At 44.4% G+C, this 21,361-nt stretch carries 23 protein-coding genes and 1 pseudogene; 10 read left to right on the forward strand and 14 right to left on the reverse strand.

From position 1 onward, the window contains the following. Positions 1–539: 539 nt before the first annotated feature. Positions 540–773 carry a hypothetical protein gene (locus ANME2D_RS14635; protein WP_052368956.1) on the reverse strand — a complete coding sequence of 78 codons (234 nt, stop codon included), beginning with the start codon at positions 771–773 and terminating at the stop codon, positions 540–542. Here ANME2D_RS14635 and ANME2D_RS17550 point away from each other — a divergent pair. Continuing rightward, positions 707–1,012, forward strand: coding sequence for a DUF2182 domain-containing protein (locus ANME2D_RS17550; protein ID WP_081810318.1), 306 nt, complete (start codon positions 707–709; stop codon positions 1,010–1,012). The genes ANME2D_RS14635 and ANME2D_RS17550 overlap by 67 nt on opposite strands. Positions 1,013–1,058: 46 nt before the next feature. On the opposite strand, the gene ANME2D_RS14640 is transcribed toward ANME2D_RS17550, so the two are convergent. Further along, entirely contained in the window at positions 1,059–2,261 is a 1,203-nt protein-coding gene (locus ANME2D_RS14640) for an MFS transporter (protein ID WP_048093157.1), read from the reverse strand. Between ANME2D_RS14640 and ANME2D_RS14645 the strand changes: the two genes are divergently transcribed. The 4 genes from ANME2D_RS14645 (at position 2,260) to ANME2D_RS14655 (ending at position 4,772) form a co-directional block, all read left to right on the forward strand. Then, positions 2,260–2,649 (forward strand): cupin domain-containing protein, encoded by a 390-nt coding sequence (locus ANME2D_RS14645; protein WP_052368957.1) that lies wholly within the window; start codon positions 2,260–2,262, stop codon positions 2,647–2,649. The genes ANME2D_RS14640 and ANME2D_RS14645 overlap by 2 nt on opposite strands. A gap of 23 nt (positions 2,650–2,672) precedes the next feature. Next, positions 2,673–2,993, forward strand: coding sequence for a lmo0937 family membrane protein (locus ANME2D_RS14650; protein ID WP_081810319.1), 321 nt, complete (start codon positions 2,673–2,675; stop codon positions 2,991–2,993). Further along, positions 2,980–3,210: a molybdopterin-binding protein gene (locus ANME2D_RS19105; protein ID WP_394295712.1), complete on the forward strand. Its 231-nt coding sequence runs from the start codon at positions 2,980–2,982 to the stop codon at positions 3,208–3,210. The genes ANME2D_RS14650 and ANME2D_RS19105 overlap by 14 nt, the downstream gene beginning before the upstream one ends. 194 nt (positions 3,211–3,404) lie before the next feature. Continuing rightward, entirely contained in the window at positions 3,405–4,772 is a 1,368-nt protein-coding gene (locus ANME2D_RS14655; RefSeq protein WP_048093160.1) for an MBL fold metallo-hydrolase, read from the forward strand. A gap of 159 nt (positions 4,773–4,931) precedes the next feature. Here ANME2D_RS14655 and ANME2D_RS18515 read toward each other — a convergent pair whose 3' ends face one another. The 3 genes and pseudogenes from ANME2D_RS18515 to ANME2D_RS14670 form a co-directional block, all read right to left on the reverse strand. Then, positions 4,932–5,936, reverse strand: a complete 1,005-nt coding sequence (locus tag ANME2D_RS18515; protein ID WP_241763377.1) for an MFS transporter — start codon at positions 5,934–5,936, stop codon at positions 4,932–4,934. 10 nt (positions 5,937–5,946) lie between these two features. Continuing rightward, positions 5,947–6,105 (reverse strand): annotated as a pseudogene (locus ANME2D_RS19110) (hypothetical protein); the annotation flags it as partial. Between the two features lie 502 nt (positions 6,106–6,607). Then, positions 6,608–7,168 (reverse strand): alpha/beta fold hydrolase, encoded by a 561-nt coding sequence (locus ANME2D_RS14670; protein WP_277812950.1) that lies wholly within the window; start codon positions 7,166–7,168, stop codon positions 6,608–6,610. Positions 7,169–7,342: 174 nt separating this feature from the next. Between ANME2D_RS14670 and ANME2D_RS14675 the strand changes: the two genes are divergently transcribed. Further along, positions 7,343–7,747, forward strand: a complete 405-nt coding sequence (locus ANME2D_RS14675) for a hypothetical protein (RefSeq protein ID WP_048093164.1) — start codon at positions 7,343–7,345, stop codon at positions 7,745–7,747. A 59-nt stretch (positions 7,748–7,806) separates the two neighbouring features. On the opposite strand, the gene ANME2D_RS14680 is transcribed toward ANME2D_RS14675, so the two are convergent. Continuing rightward, positions 7,807–8,274 carry an Hsp20/alpha crystallin family protein gene (locus ANME2D_RS14680; RefSeq protein WP_048093166.1) on the reverse strand — a complete coding sequence of 156 codons (468 nt, stop codon included), beginning with the start codon at positions 8,272–8,274 and terminating at the stop codon, positions 7,807–7,809. 245 nt (positions 8,275–8,519) lie between these two features. On the opposite strand from ANME2D_RS14680, the gene ANME2D_RS18235 reads away from it, so the two are divergent. Both ANME2D_RS18235 and ANME2D_RS14685 read left to right on the forward strand, forming a co-directional pair. Beyond that, positions 8,520–8,687 carry a hypothetical protein gene (locus ANME2D_RS18235; RefSeq protein WP_157834156.1) on the forward strand — a complete coding sequence of 56 codons (168 nt, stop codon included), beginning with the start codon at positions 8,520–8,522 and terminating at the stop codon, positions 8,685–8,687. Between the two features lie 21 nt (positions 8,688–8,708). After that, on the forward strand, positions 8,709–9,635 hold the full coding sequence (locus ANME2D_RS14685) for a phosphoribosyltransferase (protein ID WP_048093167.1): 927 nt from the start codon (positions 8,709–8,711) through the stop codon (positions 9,633–9,635). Positions 9,636–9,713: 78 nt separating this feature from the next. Here ANME2D_RS14685 and ANME2D_RS14690 read toward each other — a convergent pair whose 3' ends face one another. Both ANME2D_RS14690 and lonB read right to left on the reverse strand, forming a co-directional pair. Beyond that, entirely contained in the window at positions 9,714–11,039 is a 1,326-nt protein-coding gene (locus ANME2D_RS14690; RefSeq protein ID WP_048093170.1) for a TldD/PmbA family protein, read from the reverse strand. A gap of 5 nt (positions 11,040–11,044) precedes the next feature. Next, entirely contained in the window at positions 11,045–12,958 is a 1,914-nt protein-coding gene (gene lonB, locus ANME2D_RS14695; protein ID WP_102044992.1) for an ATP-dependent protease LonB, read from the reverse strand. 182 nt (positions 12,959–13,140) lie between these two features. Between lonB and ANME2D_RS14700 the strand changes: the two genes are divergently transcribed. Then, positions 13,141–14,274 carry a CBS domain-containing protein gene (locus ANME2D_RS14700; RefSeq protein WP_048093765.1) on the forward strand — a complete coding sequence of 378 codons (1,134 nt, stop codon included), beginning with the start codon at positions 13,141–13,143 and terminating at the stop codon, positions 14,272–14,274. 1 nt (position 14,275) lies between these two features. Next, the gene (locus ANME2D_RS17125; protein WP_052368960.1) at positions 14,276–15,847 is read left to right on the forward strand and encodes a TraB/GumN family protein; all 1,572 of its coding nucleotides are present in this window, start codon (positions 14,276–14,278) and stop codon (positions 15,845–15,847) included. A 2-nt stretch (positions 15,848–15,849) separates the two neighbouring features. Here ANME2D_RS17125 and pyrH read toward each other — a convergent pair whose 3' ends face one another. From pyrH to ANME2D_RS14735, 6 genes are all read right to left on the reverse strand, one after another. Beyond that, positions 15,850–16,524, reverse strand: coding sequence for a UMP kinase (gene pyrH, locus ANME2D_RS14710; protein ID WP_048093177.1), 675 nt, complete (start codon positions 16,522–16,524; stop codon positions 15,850–15,852). A 43-nt stretch (positions 16,525–16,567) separates the two neighbouring features. After that, a complete protein-coding gene (locus ANME2D_RS14715; RefSeq protein ID WP_048093182.1) occupies positions 16,568–16,810 on the reverse strand; it encodes a pro-sigmaK processing inhibitor BofA family protein in 243 nt (80 codons plus the stop codon). A gap of 100 nt (positions 16,811–16,910) precedes the next feature. Continuing rightward, positions 16,911–17,333 (reverse strand): nickel-responsive transcriptional regulator NikR, encoded by a 423-nt coding sequence (gene nikR, locus ANME2D_RS14720; RefSeq protein ID WP_048093184.1) that lies wholly within the window; start codon positions 17,331–17,333, stop codon positions 16,911–16,913. A 305-nt stretch (positions 17,334–17,638) separates the two neighbouring features. After that, entirely contained in the window at positions 17,639–19,825 is a 2,187-nt protein-coding gene (locus ANME2D_RS14725) for a S8 family serine peptidase (RefSeq protein ID WP_052368961.1), read from the reverse strand. Between the two features lie 705 nt (positions 19,826–20,530). Then, the gene (locus tag ANME2D_RS19115) at positions 20,531–20,782 is read right to left on the reverse strand and encodes a SemiSWEET family sugar transporter (protein WP_048093186.1); all 252 of its coding nucleotides are present in this window, start codon (positions 20,780–20,782) and stop codon (positions 20,531–20,533) included. A gap of 132 nt (positions 20,783–20,914) precedes the next feature. Then, positions 20,915–21,292, reverse strand: coding sequence for a phospholipase C/P1 nuclease family protein (locus ANME2D_RS14735; RefSeq protein ID WP_157834157.1), 378 nt, complete (start codon positions 21,290–21,292; stop codon positions 20,915–20,917). Between the last annotated feature and the right edge of the window lie 69 nt (positions 21,293–21,361).

A 21,361-nucleotide genomic window follows, 5' to 3' on the forward strand; every position in this document is an offset into this window, starting at 1 on the left:
AGCTTCCACTATCGTCCAGCTCGTATGCACTCCGGCATTGCATCCGAACTCTGCTTTGTCCAGCAAGCCCTTTGCCAGCGTTTCATCCAGCGCCCTCAAGCACTCCTCTGGATCAAGCACTCCTCTGGAGTGTGAGGCTCCTCTATCATATATCTTGCCATATTTTACCTCCACTTTTATTTACCGAATCCCCTCTAAAACACATATTCCGTACCTTTTAGAGAGTATGTGTCTTAATTAATTTTTTACGCCTGTTCAGGTAAATTGTACCTTGCAGAATGTTGATTCTAATAACAATTTATTTTAGAGTGATAACGATAAAAGTCATATAATATTGATATATTATAATATATTTTTCCATTTCAAAAACTCTCCAGCCTGTGATTGCAATCACATAATTTATATAATTATTAAATAAATTCATGATAATAATTTAAATTATAAGATTTAATTTCAGTAATTAATAAAATCGCAAGCATGAGAAATATAAAATAGAGAAACCAAAGGGTACGGAATGTAGGTTGTAAGAGACCCAGACATCACTTCCATTCCCAGAGCTTCCCATGCGTGTTCCCGTTCTCATCTACTTCGTACTCATAGACTGCCACAATACTGTTGAGATGTGCCAATTTTTGAGACGGTGTCTGGAAGAACACCGATCCGCGCCATGTTGATGCTCCTTGTTTTGTGAACCTTCCAACTCCCTGTGACGTATAAGTCGCCATCTCATTATCTTTGGTCATCACGACGCCATGAGCCTCTCCATAGAGCATACCTTCTGCTAAAGCAGGCGTTTCGGCTCGGAATAGATCATGGGATTTTCTGTATCGGCTGCTGCTGGTCGTTAATGTTGCTGATGTTCGTTGTCGGTACTGGAAATATTGGATGGATGCTGGCGCTGGGGACTATTATGGCTGTCGAAAAAAATATGCCCTGGGGAAAGAGGCTTAGTGCACCGCTTGGCGTGATTCTGCTGGGGTGGGGATTGATTCTGATTTTAGCAGGCATGTAACCGTTGTACTGGCACAACAGCCAGAGAATATGTCATTAGTGGAAGTTCAGTCTCTCATCGTGCCTGCCACAACGGCTCCCGAGACAATCATAAGGCATGCTGTGATGTAAAAGCTTGAGGTCACACCAAATATATCCATGGACATGCTAATGACAAGAGCTCCAAGGGCATATCCTGAGTCCCTCCACATGCGATACACGCCGAGTGCAGAAGCCCGCCATGCAGGATGGGAGAAGTCGCCTATTGCGGCTATCAACGTGGGATAGAGAAGTGCCATGCCTATTCCCGTGATCGCGCTTGTTAGCATCCAGAAGTAAAACCCGCTACCAATAGCGGTCAGTAAAATACCCAGACCGCATATCCACATGCCTGCCACGATAAGCCACTTCCTCCCTATCCTGTCAGAGACAGGACCGACCAAAAGCTGCAGGAAGCCCCAACTGAGACCATAAGCACCTACCACAACCCCTATTCTGTCCACATTCAGCGACCCAAAAAAGAAGAGAGGAAAGGCAACCCAGACCATGACGTCCACGAACTTTTCAATTAAACCTGCCTGAGAGCACGCGAACATGGATTTATCTTTCCATGAGACCTGCTTTACAACACTTAGAAAACCGAACCCGCTTGTACCAGATGCGGGGGAGATGTATGTATAGGGCAGCGTCTCTTTCACAAATACAATAGAGACTAAAAGAGCGACCACAATAACCGCAAGCCCGAAGTAGAAAGGTACAGGTCTTATCCCGAAGACTGCTGCTAAGTAGCCTGTTACTATTGTTGCAACTGCGACCCCAAAATAGCCGCCCCATTCGTCCAGGCTCGCTGCTATTCCCATCTCCCTTCCGCCTGCCATATCAAGCTTTGAAGTCTGTGTCATCGTCCATGTTAGACCTTGATTTATACCAAGGAAGATATTCGCAATAGTTACCCAGAGCCAGCTCTCTGCCCATATTATCATCAAAGGAACGGGTATGGCTGCAATCCAGCCCAGAATAAGAAAAGGCTTCCTGCCCCATCGCTCAGACCAGGCACCGCTTGAGAGGTTAAGCAGAGCCTTAACAATGCCGAAGCTCACGATAAAAGAGAAGAGAACACTGAAAGAGCCAACATGAAACTCCTCCTTCGCAAGGATTGGAACAATATTCCTCTCAAGCCCTACGGTCACTCCGACAAAAAAGACAAGCAAGACCTGCAGGAAAAACTGGCTGAGATTTGCCCTGATGCCCGGAGTCCTTAGCTCTGTCATGGTTAACAAGATTTACGCTGAGGAAATTATAAGTATTCTGGATACAGGAAGAAGATTAAATATGATAGAAATGAAAGATGCATTACAAACGGCACCAACAGTTTATACATTATTGATGGAAAATGATAGAGTGAGAGTATTAGATGTAAGAGTTAAACCTGGAGAAAAAGTAGCAATGCATGCACATCCAGACCATGTTGCTTATGTTTTAGGTGGTCAAAGACTAAAATTTACATCGAAAGATGGTAAAAGTAAAGAATACGAATTAAAAGCTGGTCAAGTATTATGGATAGAGGCAGGACCTCACTCTGTTGAAAATATAAGCAAAGTCGAGGCACATGTCATCATGGTTGAATTGAAACCTTTAATCCGCCCAGAAATTTTATAATCTTGATTCTCTTGCTATTGGGAATGGGCCGTTTATTAACAACATTAATAGTTATTCTCTTGATTCTCTGGTTGTTGGGAATTGTAAGCTCTACTACTATTGGAGGACTAATTTACGTGTCATTTATAATCGCCATCGTTTTGATACTGGTCAGAATCATTAGTGCTGATGCCTGGCGCCTGATTCTCGATGGCGAGATGGATAATCCGCGTGAGTTCTCATTGGAAGATTTGCAAAGACGGTTATTTCCAGAGAGGGAACGATACGTGTATGTGGGCGAGCGGGGAATTCCAGATAGCACACCTGTAACATTCATGAAGCAAAGTCGAAATAAGCACAGATGATGGTCGTTCATTCACTGCTGCTAAGCTCGGTAAGGCATACTCACCTTACGCAGCAACTCCATGGCGCTTCCGCTGGTCACCACCGCATCCTAGCAGGTATATGCTGATTGCCAGAGCAACGGATAGCGCGGGAAACATCCGGCTGTTGAATCCACTGTGGAGCGCCTACGGTTATGGCAACAATGTTGCCCACCGCGTCCAGCTTACAGCGCGGTAGTCTCATACACGACCGAAAAATTATATATAGAAAAAATGCCAACTTTAGTATATATTTACTCAATGTGGAGGTTATAACTATGTTGTATTTTGTAATCTGCCGAAGTAAAACCTATCCCATACCGCCTGAGTTCATTGATGCCTTCATTGGCACGTGCGAATATTGCGGGAAATTGCAGCAGCAGGGAAAAGTGAATGTTTGTTGAGAAGATTGTTTCTGAGGGTCTTGCCCATAATTCCTATATCGTAGGAGATTATACTGAAGCCTTAGTTGTCGATCCTAAGAGGGATGTTGATTCGTACATCGATGTTGCAGACAGCAAGTGCTGCAGGATACGTTTTGTCTTTGAGACCCACAGGAACGAAGACTATCTGATAGGTTCGCGAGAGCTGGAACATCTAACAGGCTGCAGGATCATTCATGGTGGACATCTTGATTTCGGCTATGGTGAGCCCGCACGGGAGGGCGATATCTTCAACATCGGGCGCTTGATGCTTAAGGTGCTTGAGACTCCTGGCCATACTCCTGAGAGTCTGAGCTATCTGTTATATCCCCCCTCTAAGGAAGATATACCCTGGGTAGTCTTTACTGGAGATGCCCTTTTTTATGGCGATGTGGGGCGGACCGACCTCCGCGGCGAGGAAATGAAGAGCGAACTTGCATCTACTCTCTATGATTCCCTCCACGAGAAGCTCATGCCTTTGGGGGAGCATACCATCGTATATCCAGCACACGGTGCTGGTTCGTCCTGCGGCGGCAACATCTCAGATCTTGCGGTCAGCACAATCGGATACGAGCGGGCAACTAATCCCATGCTTAGCCTTTCAAGAGAGGAATTCATCGAGAAGAAAAAGATGGAAAATATTCCGATACCTCTGTATTTTAAGATGATGCATGAGCAAAACCAGCGGGGTCCAGCATTGATTAATATTAAGAGGGCAGAGCCTATGGACGCGTTCATGTTTGCGGAAGCGATACCGGACTGTATAACAATCGATACCCGTTCCCCTCTCTCTTTTGCAAGCGGACATATCAAGGGCTCGTATAATATCTGGATGGAAGGAATGGCTAAGTTTCCGGGGTGGATACTTGAATATGAAAAAGACATCCTGCTGATAACCGAAAGGCAGGAAGATGTGGAAACCGCAAGACGCTATCTTGCAAGGATTGGGTTTGATGATATTCGTGGATCCCTCTGCAAAGGTATTGAGGACTGGCAGAACCGTGGGATGCCGCTTGAGCAAAGCGGAGTGTACACGGTTGCAGATCTTTATGAAAGACTGAAAGAGAGAAAGGATATGTTCCTGCTGGATGTGCGTGAGAAAGGAGAGTACGCTTCCGGGCACATCCCCGGAGCAATTAACATCTATGTCGGGGAGCTTGAGCGCAGGCTGCAGGAGGTTCCATCAGTTCAGCCAATAGTATCTATCTGCTCAGCAGGCAACAGGTCTGGATTGGCTGCCAGCATACTGAAGCGCAGAGGCTATCGCCAGGTATATAACCTGATAGGAGGTACAACAGCATGGAAGGAAAAGAGCTATCCAACTGAGAAACAGGAGTGAGAATGCATGATGGAGGTATAAATATGAAGATATGGATAATATTAGCTAAAAGGTTACGTAAAGGGAGGGAACAAAACAATGAGCAATGCTGACGAAGTACTCAAAGCCATGTGTCAGTCCTACTCGAGCGCCGTCAATGCTAATGACTCCGTGGCATATTCAAAGCTCTTCACTTACCATCTCTATTCTGGTCAGGAAGTTGATATACGTGCCGCCGGTCGAGAACGTCTTCATGTCGTTCCACGCCTCGCGTGCCCATTCGATGTTCGCTCTGTCGTCGTCCGCCTTCTCCCACGAGCCCGCAAGGTTGAGCACGTAGTGGGCGTCGCGGTTGTCGACGGGAGAATGCTCCTCGCTGAGCCTGTTCAGGGCACCTTCAATCTGGAACAGGATCACGGCAGAGTGAGGCGATCTGATTCTTGCCGCATGCTCGATAAACTTCTCGCACAGGGCAGGTTCGATGCGCGGGAGGTACTCGCTCTTCCAGTAGTAGCGCCGGCCCTTCGGCTGCGTGGCGTCAAGCACTGCGCCGAAAATCTGAGGGGAGATTATAGTGACGCCGAAACCGAGCGCCGACTGCAAACCAAGCGAAGTTTCTCTTATCCGCACACTCACGAGGTCGGTCAGACCTGCCTTGTATATTGCCGAGTCTGCCACAACCCAGAATCCGTACCAGAGGCCGAGGAGTATCACCGGTAGAAGAGATCCGCCAATCAGCCAGCTTAGCAGCGCAGCCATCTGGCTTCCGAGCCTTGCCGCTTCAAGGCTACCATACCCGGCGGCCGTGGCTGCGGACACCATCGCAGGTCCAACCCATCCCCAGAATGCAAAGAGTTCCCACATGTGCCCCATGTATGCACCTGTGATCAGCAGGGAAGGAACGTTGAATACCTTTTCCTCAGGGCTGCTCCCTCTTTCTTCAATACTGATATCAGAGAACCCGGGCGGGCTGTCGGAAACAGGCAGAACCAGAAGAGCCACGAGGAAGGATGGAATCGACGTCCAGAGGATGCCTACCTGCCAGCCGCTTTGTGCCGCAAGAGGACCAGCGACAAAATACGATCCTGCATAGGCCAAGACAAGGGCTCCTGTGTAGGCGCCAATCGCAAATCCCCTTTCTCTGGGAAGGAACCATTTTGAGAGGAGAGCCATCCCCGGGGGCATATATTGCTCCTGCGAATATCCCTGTAAGCGTCCTCAGGATCAATATGCTTTCGAAGTCCCGTGCCAGGAACGCGAAGGCTGTAGAGCATGCCGCAACACCGAACGTCCCGGCAAGAACAACGCGGCGGGCCCATATGCGGTCTGCGAGCCAGCCAGTGAATATCACCATAAGAACATATCCTGCCTAGAAGGCTCCGAGGATATTTCCTACCTGCAAGCCTGTAAGCCCAAACTCTCTTTCCAGGACAGGAAGGACTGCCGAAAAGTTATACCATGGGAAATATCCGAGCAGGAAAGAGATGGATATCAGGAGCAGGATAACTTTTCTATTTCGTATCAAGATAACTACCTTTTTATAGTTTTACTCTTTCCAGCTATTTCAGGCTGTTCTATCCGTGATGCCAGTGAAGCGACGGCAGGCCTGCCATGACCATTATCAGTCCCCATCCCAGCAGGATTAGGCCAAGTGGCGCACTTAGCTTTTTTCCCCAGGGCATATTTTTTTCGACAGCCCTTCGAGCATGTCTTCAGCAGGGTGCAGGTACGGAGCACCGGGCCGGGGCGGATTCAGACCAAGTTGAAGATAAACAAACCCGAGGAACATTATCGGGCAGTCCGCTGCAACCGCATGTTATACGGCGGACAAGTGGATTTGAAGGCACGGTAACATATCAGTTCTGATTCGCTCGAAGAAAGCTGCGTACCTCGGCGTTGAAAATCTCTGGTGCCTCAAGGTTGCTGGCATGGCCGACGCCCGGTATGATCACAAGCCTCGATGCAGGGATCTTGGCGTGCAGGTTCTCGGCAATGTTCAGAGGGGAACGCTGATCGGCTTCACCGTACAGCAGCAGTGTAGGCACTTCGATAGTTGGAAGCACGTCGCGAAGATCAGCCTCGGCAAAGGCAAGCAGCATCACTCTCATCCCGACCGGATGGAACTCGGACATGATAGCCGCGGTCTCCTCGATCACATCGGTCGATGTCGATTTCGTGAATAGTGTCGGAATCCACGCCTCAACGACCTGCTCGGGCGGCAATTTGGATTGCCGAAGCCCCTGCTGCAAGCGTTCTTCTACTACCTCCGGCGGAAGGGATCCCGCCCACCCGGCATAAGCCGAAGCCAGTATGAGAGACCTTGGGATGGCAGGGTAGCGGCGGTAGAGCTCAAGTGCAAGTCCACCACCGAATGACATACCGAGTACGTGAGGCCGTACTAAGCCGATCTCCCCAATAAATGCAGCAACAGCGAAAAAATATCAGGACTCTACACAGCCCTTTTGAGGGTAAGGTATAAATATCACTATTATAGATACCAAATTATGGTATTCCGCACCCCATAGAAATATCTGCGGTTCGGTATATTTTATGGAAAGTTTTGCGGTTTACGTTGAGTGGAGGTGAATTGTATGCTAGGGGAAATGATAGGAGAAATACGGGGTAAGATAACAGTAAACAGGGTATTACCTCCTGAAGGAGGATCTCCAAAGATTGAATCTTCGTATCAGGGAAGCGGCAAGATTCTTGGAATAGAAGTGACGGATATGGGAACGTACTGGTCAGTGATCAGGGCAGGAGGCATGCTCTATGGAGAGGGTCATGGCGTCATGATGACAAAAGACAATGAGATGGCAACTTGGAAAGCACAGGGAGCTGGAAGGGTAACAAAACAAGGAGCATTAACAGCGCGCGGATCGCAGTTCTTCCATACACAGTCTCAAAAATTGGCACATATCAATAGTATTGTGGCAGTCTTTGAGTACGAAGAAGATGAGAACGGGAACACGCATGATAAGCTCTGGGAATGGAAGTGATATGATTGGTCTTGCAATGCATTTAGTGGGGTATTCCCCACTGCTATGCAGCGGGGAGATTACTCAACCTTCAACGATTTTTTCTCTTTGATCTCCGTCTTCGGCATCCTTATCTCAAGAACCCCATTCTTGTAAGTGGCTTTTGCTTTGGCAGGGTCCACAGGCGTCGGCAGGGAGATTGCACGGTAATAACCTGTTGCCCTTCTTTCTCTGTACACATAGCCCTTCTCTTCCTTTTTTTCTTCACGCTTTGTCTCTGCCGAGACCTCAAGTCTGTCCTCGGTAAGATTGATCTTTATATCCTGTTTTTCAAGACCAGGCATCTCAGCAGTGGTAATAATCTCCTTATCGGTCTCTTCAAGATCAACGAAAGGTTCTCTATATTCCGTCAGTGCCAATTCCCTTTCACCCGAAGGTAGAAGCCTACCAGAGGGTAAAAGCCGTCTGCTGGATCTTCCCCAGAAATCATCAAACAGCCTATTCATCATTTCTTCGAATCTTCTAAATTCATCGAATGCATCAACCATTTTTAGATTCCTCCTTTCAATTTTCTGTATGTATTCGATTCTATATAAAATTTACGATACTTTTATATGGAACCGCAAACATGATATTCTATCTCAAGCACAAGCGCAAGGAACCCATCCAATAATTCCAACATCTAAACTGTCTTCCCATCTAATTAGCGGATGGTCTCACACGGAGCAAAAGTATTAATAAGGATAATACTCAATGATAGATTGTTATATTTGAGCTATTCATAGGAGTAATTATGGTCTCGGAATGCAAATCCTGCGGGATGAACCTTGGTGAAGAGCATCCTCAATTGAATGATATGTGTATTGACTGTTTTGCCGATAGCTGGGGGGAGTTAGTTGAAATGTCACCGATGGTAAGTCCGCAGACCCTATATAAGATAGAGGGCAAGAAAGAAGTATAATTTTTAAAGAGAAGATTTTTTTTGAGGGAGATCTTTTTTGATGAAAACAGTATAGATAATGGCCTACGCCAGGCGTACAAAAAAATAATCAAGGAAGGATTTGATTCTTACATTGTTTTAGCGGTTGGAAATGGTGGAGAACAGATCGCTAAAAGACTTGAAAAATACTGGAATTACAAAGATATAGTATCATGCGTGCTAAAAAATGGAGATATTCATATTTTAGACGATTCAAAAATCAAGGGTAACAGAATATTCGTCTGTGATGATACAACGATAACAGGGAAAACTTTTACTAATCTTTTTAAAAAATTATCAGAGCTTGGGGCAGATGACATAAAGTTATTATCCCTGTTAATGCGCAGGGATTCATCTGTAGTCCCGAATATATTTATTTTTGAGATAGAAGCAGATACCAAGGTATACTTTCCATGGAGTGATTATCCGATCCGGACTTATTCAAAGGGAATTATCCGAAAAATATCGTGCGAAGACTGTATAAAAGATTTCAAATGTGGAGATCAGAAAATCGACAAAAACTCTCTTTCAGATTTTTTCAAAAACCAGCAGCATTCATCAGCCAAGGTCTATTTAGTTGAGGATAGAGGTGAGATTTGTTCAATTGTTCAATTTTATGAAAAACATCTCGATAGTCATAAAGGATTATTCCTTGACATAATTGCGACTGCGGAATGCAAAAAAGGGAACAAATACGCCAGCACTTTGTTAAAATTAATAAGTTATTACATGTTCTATCATGAATTTAGCTTCATATACGGCTATGCTTTTGATAATGAAGAGCTTATTGATATGTATAAGAGAAGAGGGTTTGAAGTAATCGGGTCGATACAGGACCCTCACTATGGCACTCTACATAAAATTGTCATCATCAATGGAACAAAAGATATGAAAGACCATGTGATTGCTGCAATTAGACCTCATGTTTAAAGAGGGCATAAAAAACACGAGATAAAAATCTATTATATATGCATGGTAACAAAAAGACAAAGTCCTTATAGGTTCTGCTCAGCCGCTTCCCCCGACCACCGCCCTCTTCATAAGTACATGCGGCGAACCATCGCTCACAGGCACCAGTTGCCCTGCCTTCCCGCATCTTCCTGAATTCATCTCCAGGTCATTCCCGACTGCAGATACGCTGTTCAGGATCTCAAGCGTATGCCCTGATAGAGATACATCACGAAGCGGTGTGGTAATTTCTCCGTTCTTGACAATAAACCCGCGCTCTGCATTGAACTGGAACACGCCCTCGCCAGGGTTTACCTGCCCTCCACGCGAGCCCTTCAGGTATATCCCGTCTTTTAATTCGCTGAGCATCTCGTCGAATTTCATTCCATCCGGGGCAATGAACGTGTTGCTCATCCGTATAACTGGACTGGCATATCCCTGGGCGCGGGAATTCCTGCTCGTACCTCCAAGCTGTCCTGCGGTCTCCCTTGAATGAAGAAAAGATTTCAGCACTCCGTTCTCTATTACAGTCGTCCTCTTTGATTCTGCTCCTTCGTCATCAAACGGATAGTAGCCGAATTCATGAAGAGACGGGTCATCATACACGGTGATAAGAGGAGAAGCTATCTGCTCACCTGTCCTGCCTGCAAGTATGGAATTACCTTCTATAACATGATCTGCCTCAACCGCATGACCTACGGCTTCATGAATGAACACACCTGCAAGCTCCTGGTCAAGTATTACCGGGTAAGCGCCGCCCTTTGGCGTTGATGCCGATAATAGCTCAACTGCAGTATCCGCTGCCCTTCGTGCAAGTCCAAAGGCATCATGCTTTTTAAAAAGTTCAAATCCCGATACTCCGAACCTGCTCTCCCTTCCGATCTGATATACTCCTTCTGATTGCGCGATTGCACTGACAGCAAAGCCCACGCGGTTTAATGTATATTCACAATCAAGCCCCTCTGAACTGGAATAGCTGATATTAACAAGGGATTCTGAATAAACAGCACTTGTACTCTTAATCCCATCTATGCGGGCGTTTTTCTCGATCTCAAGGAGTAATTTTACCTTATCCTCGATAGGGATATCCCCGGGATTCTCCCTGATCTGAGGGAGATTCTGCAGCGTTGGTTTTTCTATCGGTGCGAGCTTAACCGGATCTCGAGTGCTCCTGTTTTTTGCAGTCTCGGCCAGCCTTTTAGCAGAATTCAATGCAGCATCCAGATTTTCAGGATTATCCTGAGAGACGAATCCCCATGTGCCTTTACTAAGGACGCGTACGGCAGCACCGCTTGAGAAATTATTTGAAATCTCTTTTATCTCGCCGTTATCCAGAACTACAGCCGTACTGACGCCTTTTATAACACGGATATCATAGAAGTCCATGTATCTCACAGAGCACTAACCGGTCTGCTCTCAGGCATAGCTATATTGAATTTGGTTCTCGATGCAAGTTTTTTCAACGTAGCGATAAGGCCGTCCTTTTCTACTCCTACAAGGCTGTATTCCAGCACTTCCTCAATATTCGTCACAGGGACTATCTTTATGACATCCTTGAATTCATCCTCTATCAGCACATCTCCGAGATTGGATCTTGGAATTATCACTGTTTTTATCCCGGCGCGCGCCGCAGCTTCGATCTTGTACGTGACGCCGCCAACGGGCAGCACATCGCCGCGAACCGAAAGCGAGCCTGTCATGGCAACGCTCTGGTCTATAGGGATCTCCTGGATAGCAGATAGAACCGCCGTGGCTATGGATATGCTGGCTGAGTCGCCTTCCACGCCCTCGTATGTGCCCACGAACTGGATATGGACATCCATACCGGCTACATCCTTACCTGTGGTCTTTTTGATCAGCGCTGAAACGTTCTGCACTGCTTCTCTTGCTATGCTCTTCAACATGCCTGTGGCTATTATATGGCCCTCTGATCTGGATTGAGTGGGTGTGACCTCGGCTATTATAGGAAGGACTATACCAGAATCCTCACCCATCACGGCAAGGCCGTTGACCCTGCCTATCTGTGCGCCTTCCTTGACGAATAACTTGTAATCTTTCCTGCGCTCAAGGCTCTGGTGGGCAACCTGCTGTTCAACAGAGCGGGCAATGCTCTTTGCTTTCAGTACATGCTGGGCCGTCGTAAGCTGTGCTTTCTCACTGTGGGCGATATCGCCAGCCACACGCACAAGCCCGCCAAGGTCTCTGAGCTTAAGTGTCAGATGTCCTTTCCTGCCTGCCCTTCGCCTTGCTTCGCGGATGATCTCCTCAATAGCACTGCGGTCAAAATGAGGTATTTTGCCATCCCTCATGACCTCCTGGGCAATGAACCGCACAAGCTTCTGTCTGTTCTCAGCAGTATCCTCAATGGTATCGCTCATGTAGATCTCATAACCATACCCTTTGACACGGGAGCGCAGAGCAGGGTGCATCCCTTTAAGTGCATCAAGGTTCCCTGCAGCGACCATAATGAAATCACACGGTACAGGGTCTGTTTTAACCATTGCGCCGCTTGAGCGTTCGGATTGTCCGGTTATTGCAAACTCCTTCTCCTGCAATGCAGTCAGAAGATTCTGCTGTGATTCTATGCGCAGCGTATTTATCTCATCGATAAATAGTACCCCTTTATGGGCTTTATGGATTGCTCCGCTCTCGACTCTGTCATGGGCAGGCGTTTCAAGTCCCCCTGACTGGAATGGGTCATGGCGAACATCGCCAAGAAGAGACCCTGCATGTGCTCCTGTGGCATCAATATAGGGAGCTATCTCCTTACCGGTATTTGAAACAAGAAGTTTGGGAATGAACGTGGTCTCCTTTGGCATGAACTGGCGCATCAAAATAGCAATCAATACTGCTGCTATGATCCCCAATAGAATTGATCCTAAATAAAATGAATATGCCACAATACCAAGGACAAGGAGCATAACGAACATGTTCCTGACCTGCATTCTTTTTTGTGCTTCAAGTTTATGGGCATCGTTTATCTCTTTACCCTTCCCGGCAGGAACAATACGTATCTTGGGATTATTTGAATCCTCTGGATTATGGTATATCAGTACATCCTGTAGCTCTTCCTTTGGAAGCAGTTCAGCCATTGCTTTGGCAAGCATTGATTTACCAGTACCAGGAGTTCCAAGCATCATCACATGTCTTCTCTGATTCGCTGCTTTCTTGACAACCTCTACAGCGTGCTCCTGACCTATGACCTGCTCGATTAGCTGTTTTGGAACCTCTATATCCTTTGTAGATGTTATTTCCAACCCGCCGAGAAGATCCTGGTTCTTTGGTTCGTTTTCAATATTCTCCATGTGTGTCATCAACTAATTAATAAATTGCATGTTATTCGTCATAACACTATATATGTTATTCATCATAACATTATCGCAAATTGCATATTGCCTAATAAAAATGCATTCATATATCTTTTTCGCAGTATCTTCCATAAATGTATATTAAACATGATCGCATATATAACCTATGGAGTGATCTTATGAAGACTTCAATTCAAATAGGAAGAATAATGGGAATACCCATTAAACTACATATAACCTTACTTCTGATTCTGCCGGTCTTTGCATTGGTATTTGCAAATAATCCACCAAGGTTCGGCTTCAATGACCAGCCTGTACCGCTCCAGTACGCTCTGTCTTTATCTGCTGCGGTCCTGCTTTTCACATGCGTATTATTACATGAGTTAGGCCATTCTTATGTGGCTATAAGACATGGGTCCAGGATCCAGAGTATAACACTCTTCCTTTTTGGTGGTGTCTCTTCTATGGAAGAGATCCCGAGGGACCCCAGGGTAGAGTTTAAGATGGCAATATCAGGGCCAGGTGTCAGTCTTATAATTGGTTCAGTACTTCTATCGATCGTTTCATTGTTTAAACCAGCAGATGAATCTCTCCTGAGTTACTTACTTTTAGAACCGGTAGCTGACCCATATCTGCGTCTTGTATGGATGATAGGGTATATTAATGTTATACTCTTTTTATTTAATATAATACCCGCGTTTCCTATGGATGGGGGCAGATTGTTGAGATCATTGCTGGCAGGCCATATGTCTTATATCAGGGCTACACGTGCAGCCGCAGGTGTCGGCAAGATGTTTGCTATCTTTATGGGCATTTTCGGATTTTTAACGGTCTCAATCGGAGGATTCTGGCTCATCCTCATCGCATTCTTTATATATATCGGCGCTTCAGAGGAAGAGAAAGCCACAGAGATCAACATCGCACTTGAAGGCATAAAGATAAAAGATATTATGTCAAAGGACGTTAAGACTGTTCATTCCGGAATGTCTGTGGAAGAGCTTATAGATACCATGTTCAGGTTCAAACACATGGGGTACCCTGTTGTGGATGACTCTGAGCCGAAAGGTATAGTAACCTTTACTGATGTACAGAGAGTACCGAGAGAAGATAGAAACAATGTTAAAGTATCACAGATAATGACAAAAGACCTTATAACTATTAAAGAAGACGATGATGCTGTGAGCGCGTTAAAACTCATGACAGCGAACAACATAGGGCGGTTAGTAGTTAAAAAAGATAAAATAATAACAGGAATAGTATCAAGAACAGATCTCTTGCGAGTTATGCAATTATCGGAATCAGAATCAAAATAATATGAATAATGGAATATACACATACAGTTACAATTTCAATTACAGAGACAAGGCCATATCTCCTGGCTCATCCAGGATAACCCTTGTCGGAACCGCTCATGTCTCTAATAAGAGCGTAGCTCTTGTCAATGAAGTGATCGATAGAGAAAAACCGGATATAGTAGCTATTGAACTTTGCAGGGGAAGATACAAGGCATTAAAAGGGGAAGAAGAGGTTAAAGAGATAAATATCAAGGATCTGCTCAGTGAAGGTAAGTTATACTACTTTTTGCTGCACTGGCTTCTCTCCTATGTTCAGAAGAAAATAGGTGCAGATACAGGTGTCAAGCCAGGTGCCGAGATGCTGTCTGCTATTGAAAAAGCTGAAAGAACCGGGGCGCGTGTGGCACTTATAGACCGGGATATCCAGGTCACACTTGCACGCTTCTGGAACAGGATGTCCTTTTTTGAGAAACTGAAACTTTTCGGATCTCTTGCTGCTGCAACAGTGGGTTTTGGCACGAAAGATATCAATATAGACACAGTGACACAGGAGGATGTAGTCACCCAGTTAGTATCTGAGCTAAGGAAGATGGCTCCAAGCGCTGCTTCTGTTCTGCTGGATGAGAGAGATGCTTTCATGGCAAAAAACCTGCTTGATATATCAAAAGAGGGCACGGTTGTAGCTGTTGTAGGTGCAGGCCATCGTCAGGGGATCCAGAGATATCTTGATGCTCCTGAGACACTGCCTCCAATCGGGGATTTAATGACACTTCCCAAAAAACGTTTTAGCTGGTTCAAAGCTGTAATAGTTGCATTTCTGGCAATGATTGTTGGATTAATTGCGCTTCTTGTCTTCTCAGGAGGTGTCTCACTATCAACTCTTCTGACCGCACTGTTATACCTATTCATTACACAGGGAATACTCTCTGCAATAGGCGTTCTGATTGTACGGGGACATCCTCTTTCAGCATTGACAGCTTTTAGTCTTGCATGGTTTGGATTCCTGCATCCCTTTTTAGCTGTCGGCTGGCTGGCAGGGATCGTAGAGGCGCATCTCCGTCCTCCCACGACCGAGGATTTCAACAACATTATGAAAGACGATTATATATTTAGCTGGGATGAAATTCCGGGAAAAGATAATAGCAGACTCATAGAATTTATGGCGAAGAACTATGGTGAGGACTGGGTTAAAGCTGCTAAAATTGAAAAAACCGACGACAGTATAACTATCTTTGATGAAAAAAACCTTATATCGCTCAAGCTTAACGAGCAGGAAGTATCTGGCGAGTTCGGACCCGAAAAAGTATATCAAATAACTGTTGTATCCGATGACAGGGTACTCGACAATGAGCTAACAGTGGAAGAGAAGAACGGAAAATTGAAAATATACAGAGTCAAATCAATGAAAGAATTAATGAATAATAAGCTCATTCGCATTTTACTGGTAGCGACCCTTGCCAATATTGGCAGTATAATCGGGACTTTTGTGGCTATACCCCTTATGGTTAATTATCTTGGTATTCCAAATCCGCTTGATATACTTAAAACCGCACTGGATACAGGGCTCAGTGCAATAAAAAATATATTCTAAAGTTATTTTTGTATCACTGTTCCTATATGCTCCCCGTATACCGCATCAATGATGTTCTGAGGATTCTCTCCATTTAGAACTATTGTTTTTATATTGCTGCGCTCTATGATTTTGGCAGCAAGTAGATCTGTGGGTGAGTTTGCACCCGCGATCATCTCAGTCCTGATGATTATCTCAATCAACTGCTTGGGTGTCATGCTCTCAAATTTAGTGGCATCCTTATCTTTTTTCGGGTCACTCGTATAGACACCATCGATAGCTGTGGCATTGATCAGAAGATCTGCACCTGTGTATTCTGCCAGAACCGCCGAGACTGCATCCGTGGTCTGGCCAGGCGCTACTCCGCCCATTACAACTATCTTGCCAGATAGGCTTGCATTTTTTGCCTTTTTGTAATCTAAGGGCGGCTCATAGTAAGCGTCATTATCCAGAGCAGCGATCAGCAGTCTGGCATTAAGACGTGTAAGTTCTATGCCGATTAAATCACAGGTCGCCTCATCTGCGCCAAGCTGTCTTGCAATTCCTATATAATCACGTGCAGCCTGTCCGCCTCCTGTTACGACAAACAGGGTGTTCTTTTTTGATATCTCCTTCAGTGCCAGAGCATAGCTTTTGAACTTCTCCGGGTCCAATGCACGTGCAAGTACTGACCCGCCTACTGAAATTACAACTATCATATCCCTGAGTTATGTTCTCTGATAATATTACCTTTCTTATTTATCAGAATGCCACACCTAATATATGGAGCAGTATCACAAGGACTGCACCCGGTATCCCTCCGAGCGCGAAGATCAAAAGGACAGGAACTGTATAAGCGATATCAGTAAAGATAAAGTTACTAATAGCAAGCAAGACGAGGCCAAGCACGGTATTTACAATCAAATGCTTTGCAGTTTTCAGAATATAATATACCAGGATTACAGCCAGAATCACCAGAAATAACACTATTATTTCAATTGTCATATTATCCTACCGTGGAAGTTCTTATTTATTAAATATTTCGGTTCTCATTATATGTGATATCAGATATCCTCTTTTTCCAGCCATAAACGTGCAGGATGAATCATACTTCTTGCTCCGGACGTATGGTGGTTAGCTTAACATTCTTTATGCCTTTTAGCGCCATGATTTGTTCAGTAATAGCTTTTACATCCCTCCCCTCCCCACGCAGTATCAGGGTCTCCATACATTCGTCATGTCCTATATGAAAATGTATAGCTGATCTTATGAGAGTGGAGAACTCATGCTGTATATCCAGGAGCGAGGTAACAAGCCCGCGCTGAGAGTGATTATAAGTCATGGATAAAACACCAACCCTCTCGCCTTCAACCTCGCTCATCCAATCGTAGTGACGAATATAGCCTCTTATTGCATCGCGGATACCCTCTGATCGTGAGGAGTAGCCTCTCTTAGTGATTATTTCATCAAATTTTATAAGCAGGTTCTCAGGAAGAGAAACACCGATTCTTGACAGGTCTTGCTCCATATGAATTCCTGATAGAAATTGAAGTTGTAGAGCATAATCTTTTGCATTTCTACAGAGTAGGGTGAAAACTAAGCCCCTGGAGAATTTATAATTTGTATTTTAGGAAATCAAGAAAGCCCCTGCGGGGGCAAAATTATTAACAACGAACTTATACTAACTCAAAACGAACTCTTGGAGTTCGTTCCAGTTCGTTTATGTTCGTTGTTTTTAGACTATCAGATTTCAAGATGAGGAGGAAGAAATGCGTTTATACTTTCCTATACGTTAAAAAATATATAAAAAATAAATGAAACCTTTTTATTAATTTAGAATTCTATTTCCAGGCTCCATTTATTAAAATTGCCCTGACTCAAATAATCTAAATCAGCTACATTTAATATCCAGTCTCCTCCAGCGTTTTCTCCGATAAACCTGCTCAATTCAGGAGTATCCTGTATAGTATAAGTTTTTATGATATTATCGCGCCATCCTCCTTCTCTATCATGGAGCCTGACAGACGAACCACCGGGAGATATTAGATCTAAAGTTAAATCTCCAATAAATGAGTGAGTAATATTAACACCCACTTTAATATCTTTGATTTGCCTGTTTCCAATTATACTCATAGAACTTTTAATAGAACCAAAGGGTATTTTTGCCCCTAGTTCTATTTCCTGTCGAATCACATTGTCTTCCGTGGTATCATGATCCAAAATTGATTTGATTATTTCACAGGCACAAATTCTGCCATTACCATAGCGGAAATCGAAAATGCCTTTAGGCGGGGGGAGTTTTCTACTCGTATCAGTGATAATTTCTCGAATCTTTTGTATTCCAAGCTCCTTCCCTTCATTTTTTGCGGCCTGCATCAGGAGCGCTATCGTTCCGGTAACGGCCGGAGCAGCCATACTGGTTCCTGACATTTCAATTATGCTCTGGGATCGGGATCTGGCAGACCATATTCTATGGCCGGGAGCACTCACTTCAGGCTTTTCCCGATCATCACGAGTGGGTCCCGCGCTGGAGAAAGAAGAAGTTTTTCTATCCGGATCACGGGGGTCGTATGAGCCTACGACAACAGGTAGTTTGCCCGTTGAAATAGACCCTATGGTATGGCATGGCTTACTGGTATTGCTACTGAAGCTTGATTGCCCCCAGTCATCGCGTTCGATCCATGCATAAAAGGTACCATTTGTTATATTGACAGGATGCAAAATAACGTCCCATTTGCCAAATCCAAAATTTCCTGAAAGAAATATATCTATATGATTTTCATGGTTATTCGGGTCGTTTTTCCTGTGTGCAACAAGAAGGACTTCTTTGCCTTCAAAAGAACCACCGATACTCTTACCTAATGGAACACGTCCAAGGGACTTCTTCGAAGGGGTGATTAATTCAACTTCCAATTCATCCTTACCGCTATACCAGATTTCCAGTTCGTTATCAGTAACGTCATTTTGACCAATTTCCCATTCCAGTTTTACTGGTTGATCTTGTTCTATCTTGCCACAGGTATGTATCCTATCTTCATAGGAGTTGCCGGCCGCTATTACAATAGCCCGATTATTACTTCCTAGCAGTTGATCAAAATATTGTTCAACAAGGGAAGTACCATCATGAGGTCCACCGTTTGTCCCAAGACTAATATTAACTACAGCGGGACGATTCAGTTTCGTTGCCCTGTCAAAAATATAGTTAACAGCTTCACAAAGCTTGACTGAATCACCGAATGAACTGTCAAGTACTCCTGAACCTCTCCAGCTTATATCATTGATGTCTGCGTCCACAAAAATTATATCAGCTTCTGGTGCAACACCAGCATATCTACCGATAGCTCTGCCGTTACCAGCCGCTATGCCCATCACATGTGTTCCATGTGATCCTGCTTCAAGATAATACTTCAGATAATCAATTGGGAATCTATCTTTAAGAGCTCTATCAAGATCTGCTTTGTTGAACTCCCGACCGTATCCATACCCTTCAGGACTCTTTTCATCGGGTCCACCAGCCTGATCCCAGAGGAACAGAACACGCGACGTGCCATCTTCATTGCGAAAATCATTGTGGTTGAAATCGCACATATAGTCAACTATTCCTATGATAACTCCACTTCCATCAGGGCTGCCTGCTTGTAGCTGTTCGAGAGATTGTGGATCTGCATGAATCTCTGGCACAGTAGCATCAAGGCTTTCCCGTATTTGAACAGGTGCTTTCATACTGAGGACATTTTCATGCTTCCTGACATCTTCTATTTTAGATATCAGGACACTTCCTGTCACTAATTGACCCACCACTGTACGAATCTTAAGACCATCAACTGGTATATTTGGATCTTTTAGCTTTAAAATAACATCTATTTCCTCTTCACCTGTATCCGATTTTGATATCAGGTATGGTCTATGTTTAGCTTTTCTTCTGAAATTTTGTACTATACGCTGAAGCTTTGGATCCATGTCTGTGTTAATACCAGTTTCCTCAATTTCTATTCCCTCTACCTTCTTCTTTTGAGCCATATTTTCACCACCACTTTTTTATATATTTTACACCCAGGCAGCTAAAATGCGAATAACTTTATATGAGATTTAATTCCAGAATCACAGTTCTGCGAAAATGAAATTACAATCCACCTGAATTTGCACTTTAACTCCAAACTTGGATTATAATGGTTGTATAAAAACCTGTCGGTAGAAATTTTAAGGCCGACAGGGTGACTATGGTGTTGATATTAACGATTGGATACCAGGAGATTGGGGATATATTACAAATACAAATTTTCCCTCTGGCGGGACTGCCGGCCTGGAGGGTGAAAACATTATTTACACAGGAAAAGATAAGTTTTGGGGACATTTTGGTCCCGGCAATGAATATAAAACTCTAACCGAATGGTTTTACGACGTCAAAAGCTGGCATGGTGGAGCTAATATTGAAGACTTTAGAACTATATTTCTTCGTTAGGTGGGGATAGTTTGATAAATTCTTTTCCTTTTAAGGAGAGATTCAATGAATTAAAAGAAGCGCTTGGTACAAATAAACTCATTTATGAGTTTATTTAGTGTTTATAAGAAAAATAGAACTTATCATCGTTTCTATTGAATAACCTACCTGAGATCGATTAGACTCTGACTTCCAGCCATAACAACATACAATAAGATCATTTAAACTCAAATGAATCTACCTCCCTCTGGAGCGCATGCCAGCGGGCACAGCTTAAGACAACCTCAATAATAACGATAATACAGAGCTATTGCCACTAGCAAAATCATAAAAGACACAGTATTGGCTGCAATAATAATGATATCCCTGAGATGGATACCATATAGGGCCCACAGGAGAACACCTGCGCTGAACTGAAAAAAAGTAACAATGCTTACATCCTTAGCAGATTTACTCCTGTACATTTTGATTATCTGCGGTACGAATCCGAAGGTTGTGAGCAGTGCAGCTGTAACTCCTACTATATACCATTCCATAATTCTGGCTTATTGCTGGTTGGATTTCTGTCTCCGATTCTCTGTTGAGTGTATATAGCACATCAGCTATAGCATTTGCTGCAAGGTTAAGGGATTCTCCAGCCCTGTCCTTATAATCCTGCAGCCAATCGTTTATCCCGATGTTTGAGCCATCTCCATTCGGTCCCATGGGCAGAAGTTGCTCCATCTGTACGCTGTCAGGTCCTTGATGTCCTCTGATCCATGCGGCGATCCCCTCCCTCTGACATGTGCCCACACCGCTACGTCTGAGATATAATGGCTCATAGTGCCAGCATAGAAGGCTGCAAGTCTGTAATCACCATTTCTTAGAGCTTGAAGGGATTTATTGTATTCTTCCTGTGCCCTTCTGCTGGCTGCATCATCCAGCGCCTCTGTGTGTTCTAAGTTGTAGTATGGAATAGTCACAAAAAATAGCGATGGGTATGCTGGCTTACATTTTCTTTCAAAGAATATAGTTGTGAAGTTTCTCATTTCTGTAATTCCTACCATCTGAAAAGATTTCATACGTCATCGGTTAAGCCCACCATTCCTCTCTGAATCGATACCTGTTCACATGCG

Origin of the sequence: Candidatus Methanoperedens nitratireducens, assembly GCF_000685155.1 — an archaeon.
Taxonomy (GTDB): Archaea; Halobacteriota; Methanosarcinia; order Methanosarcinales; family Methanoperedenaceae; genus Methanoperedens; species Methanoperedens nitratireducens.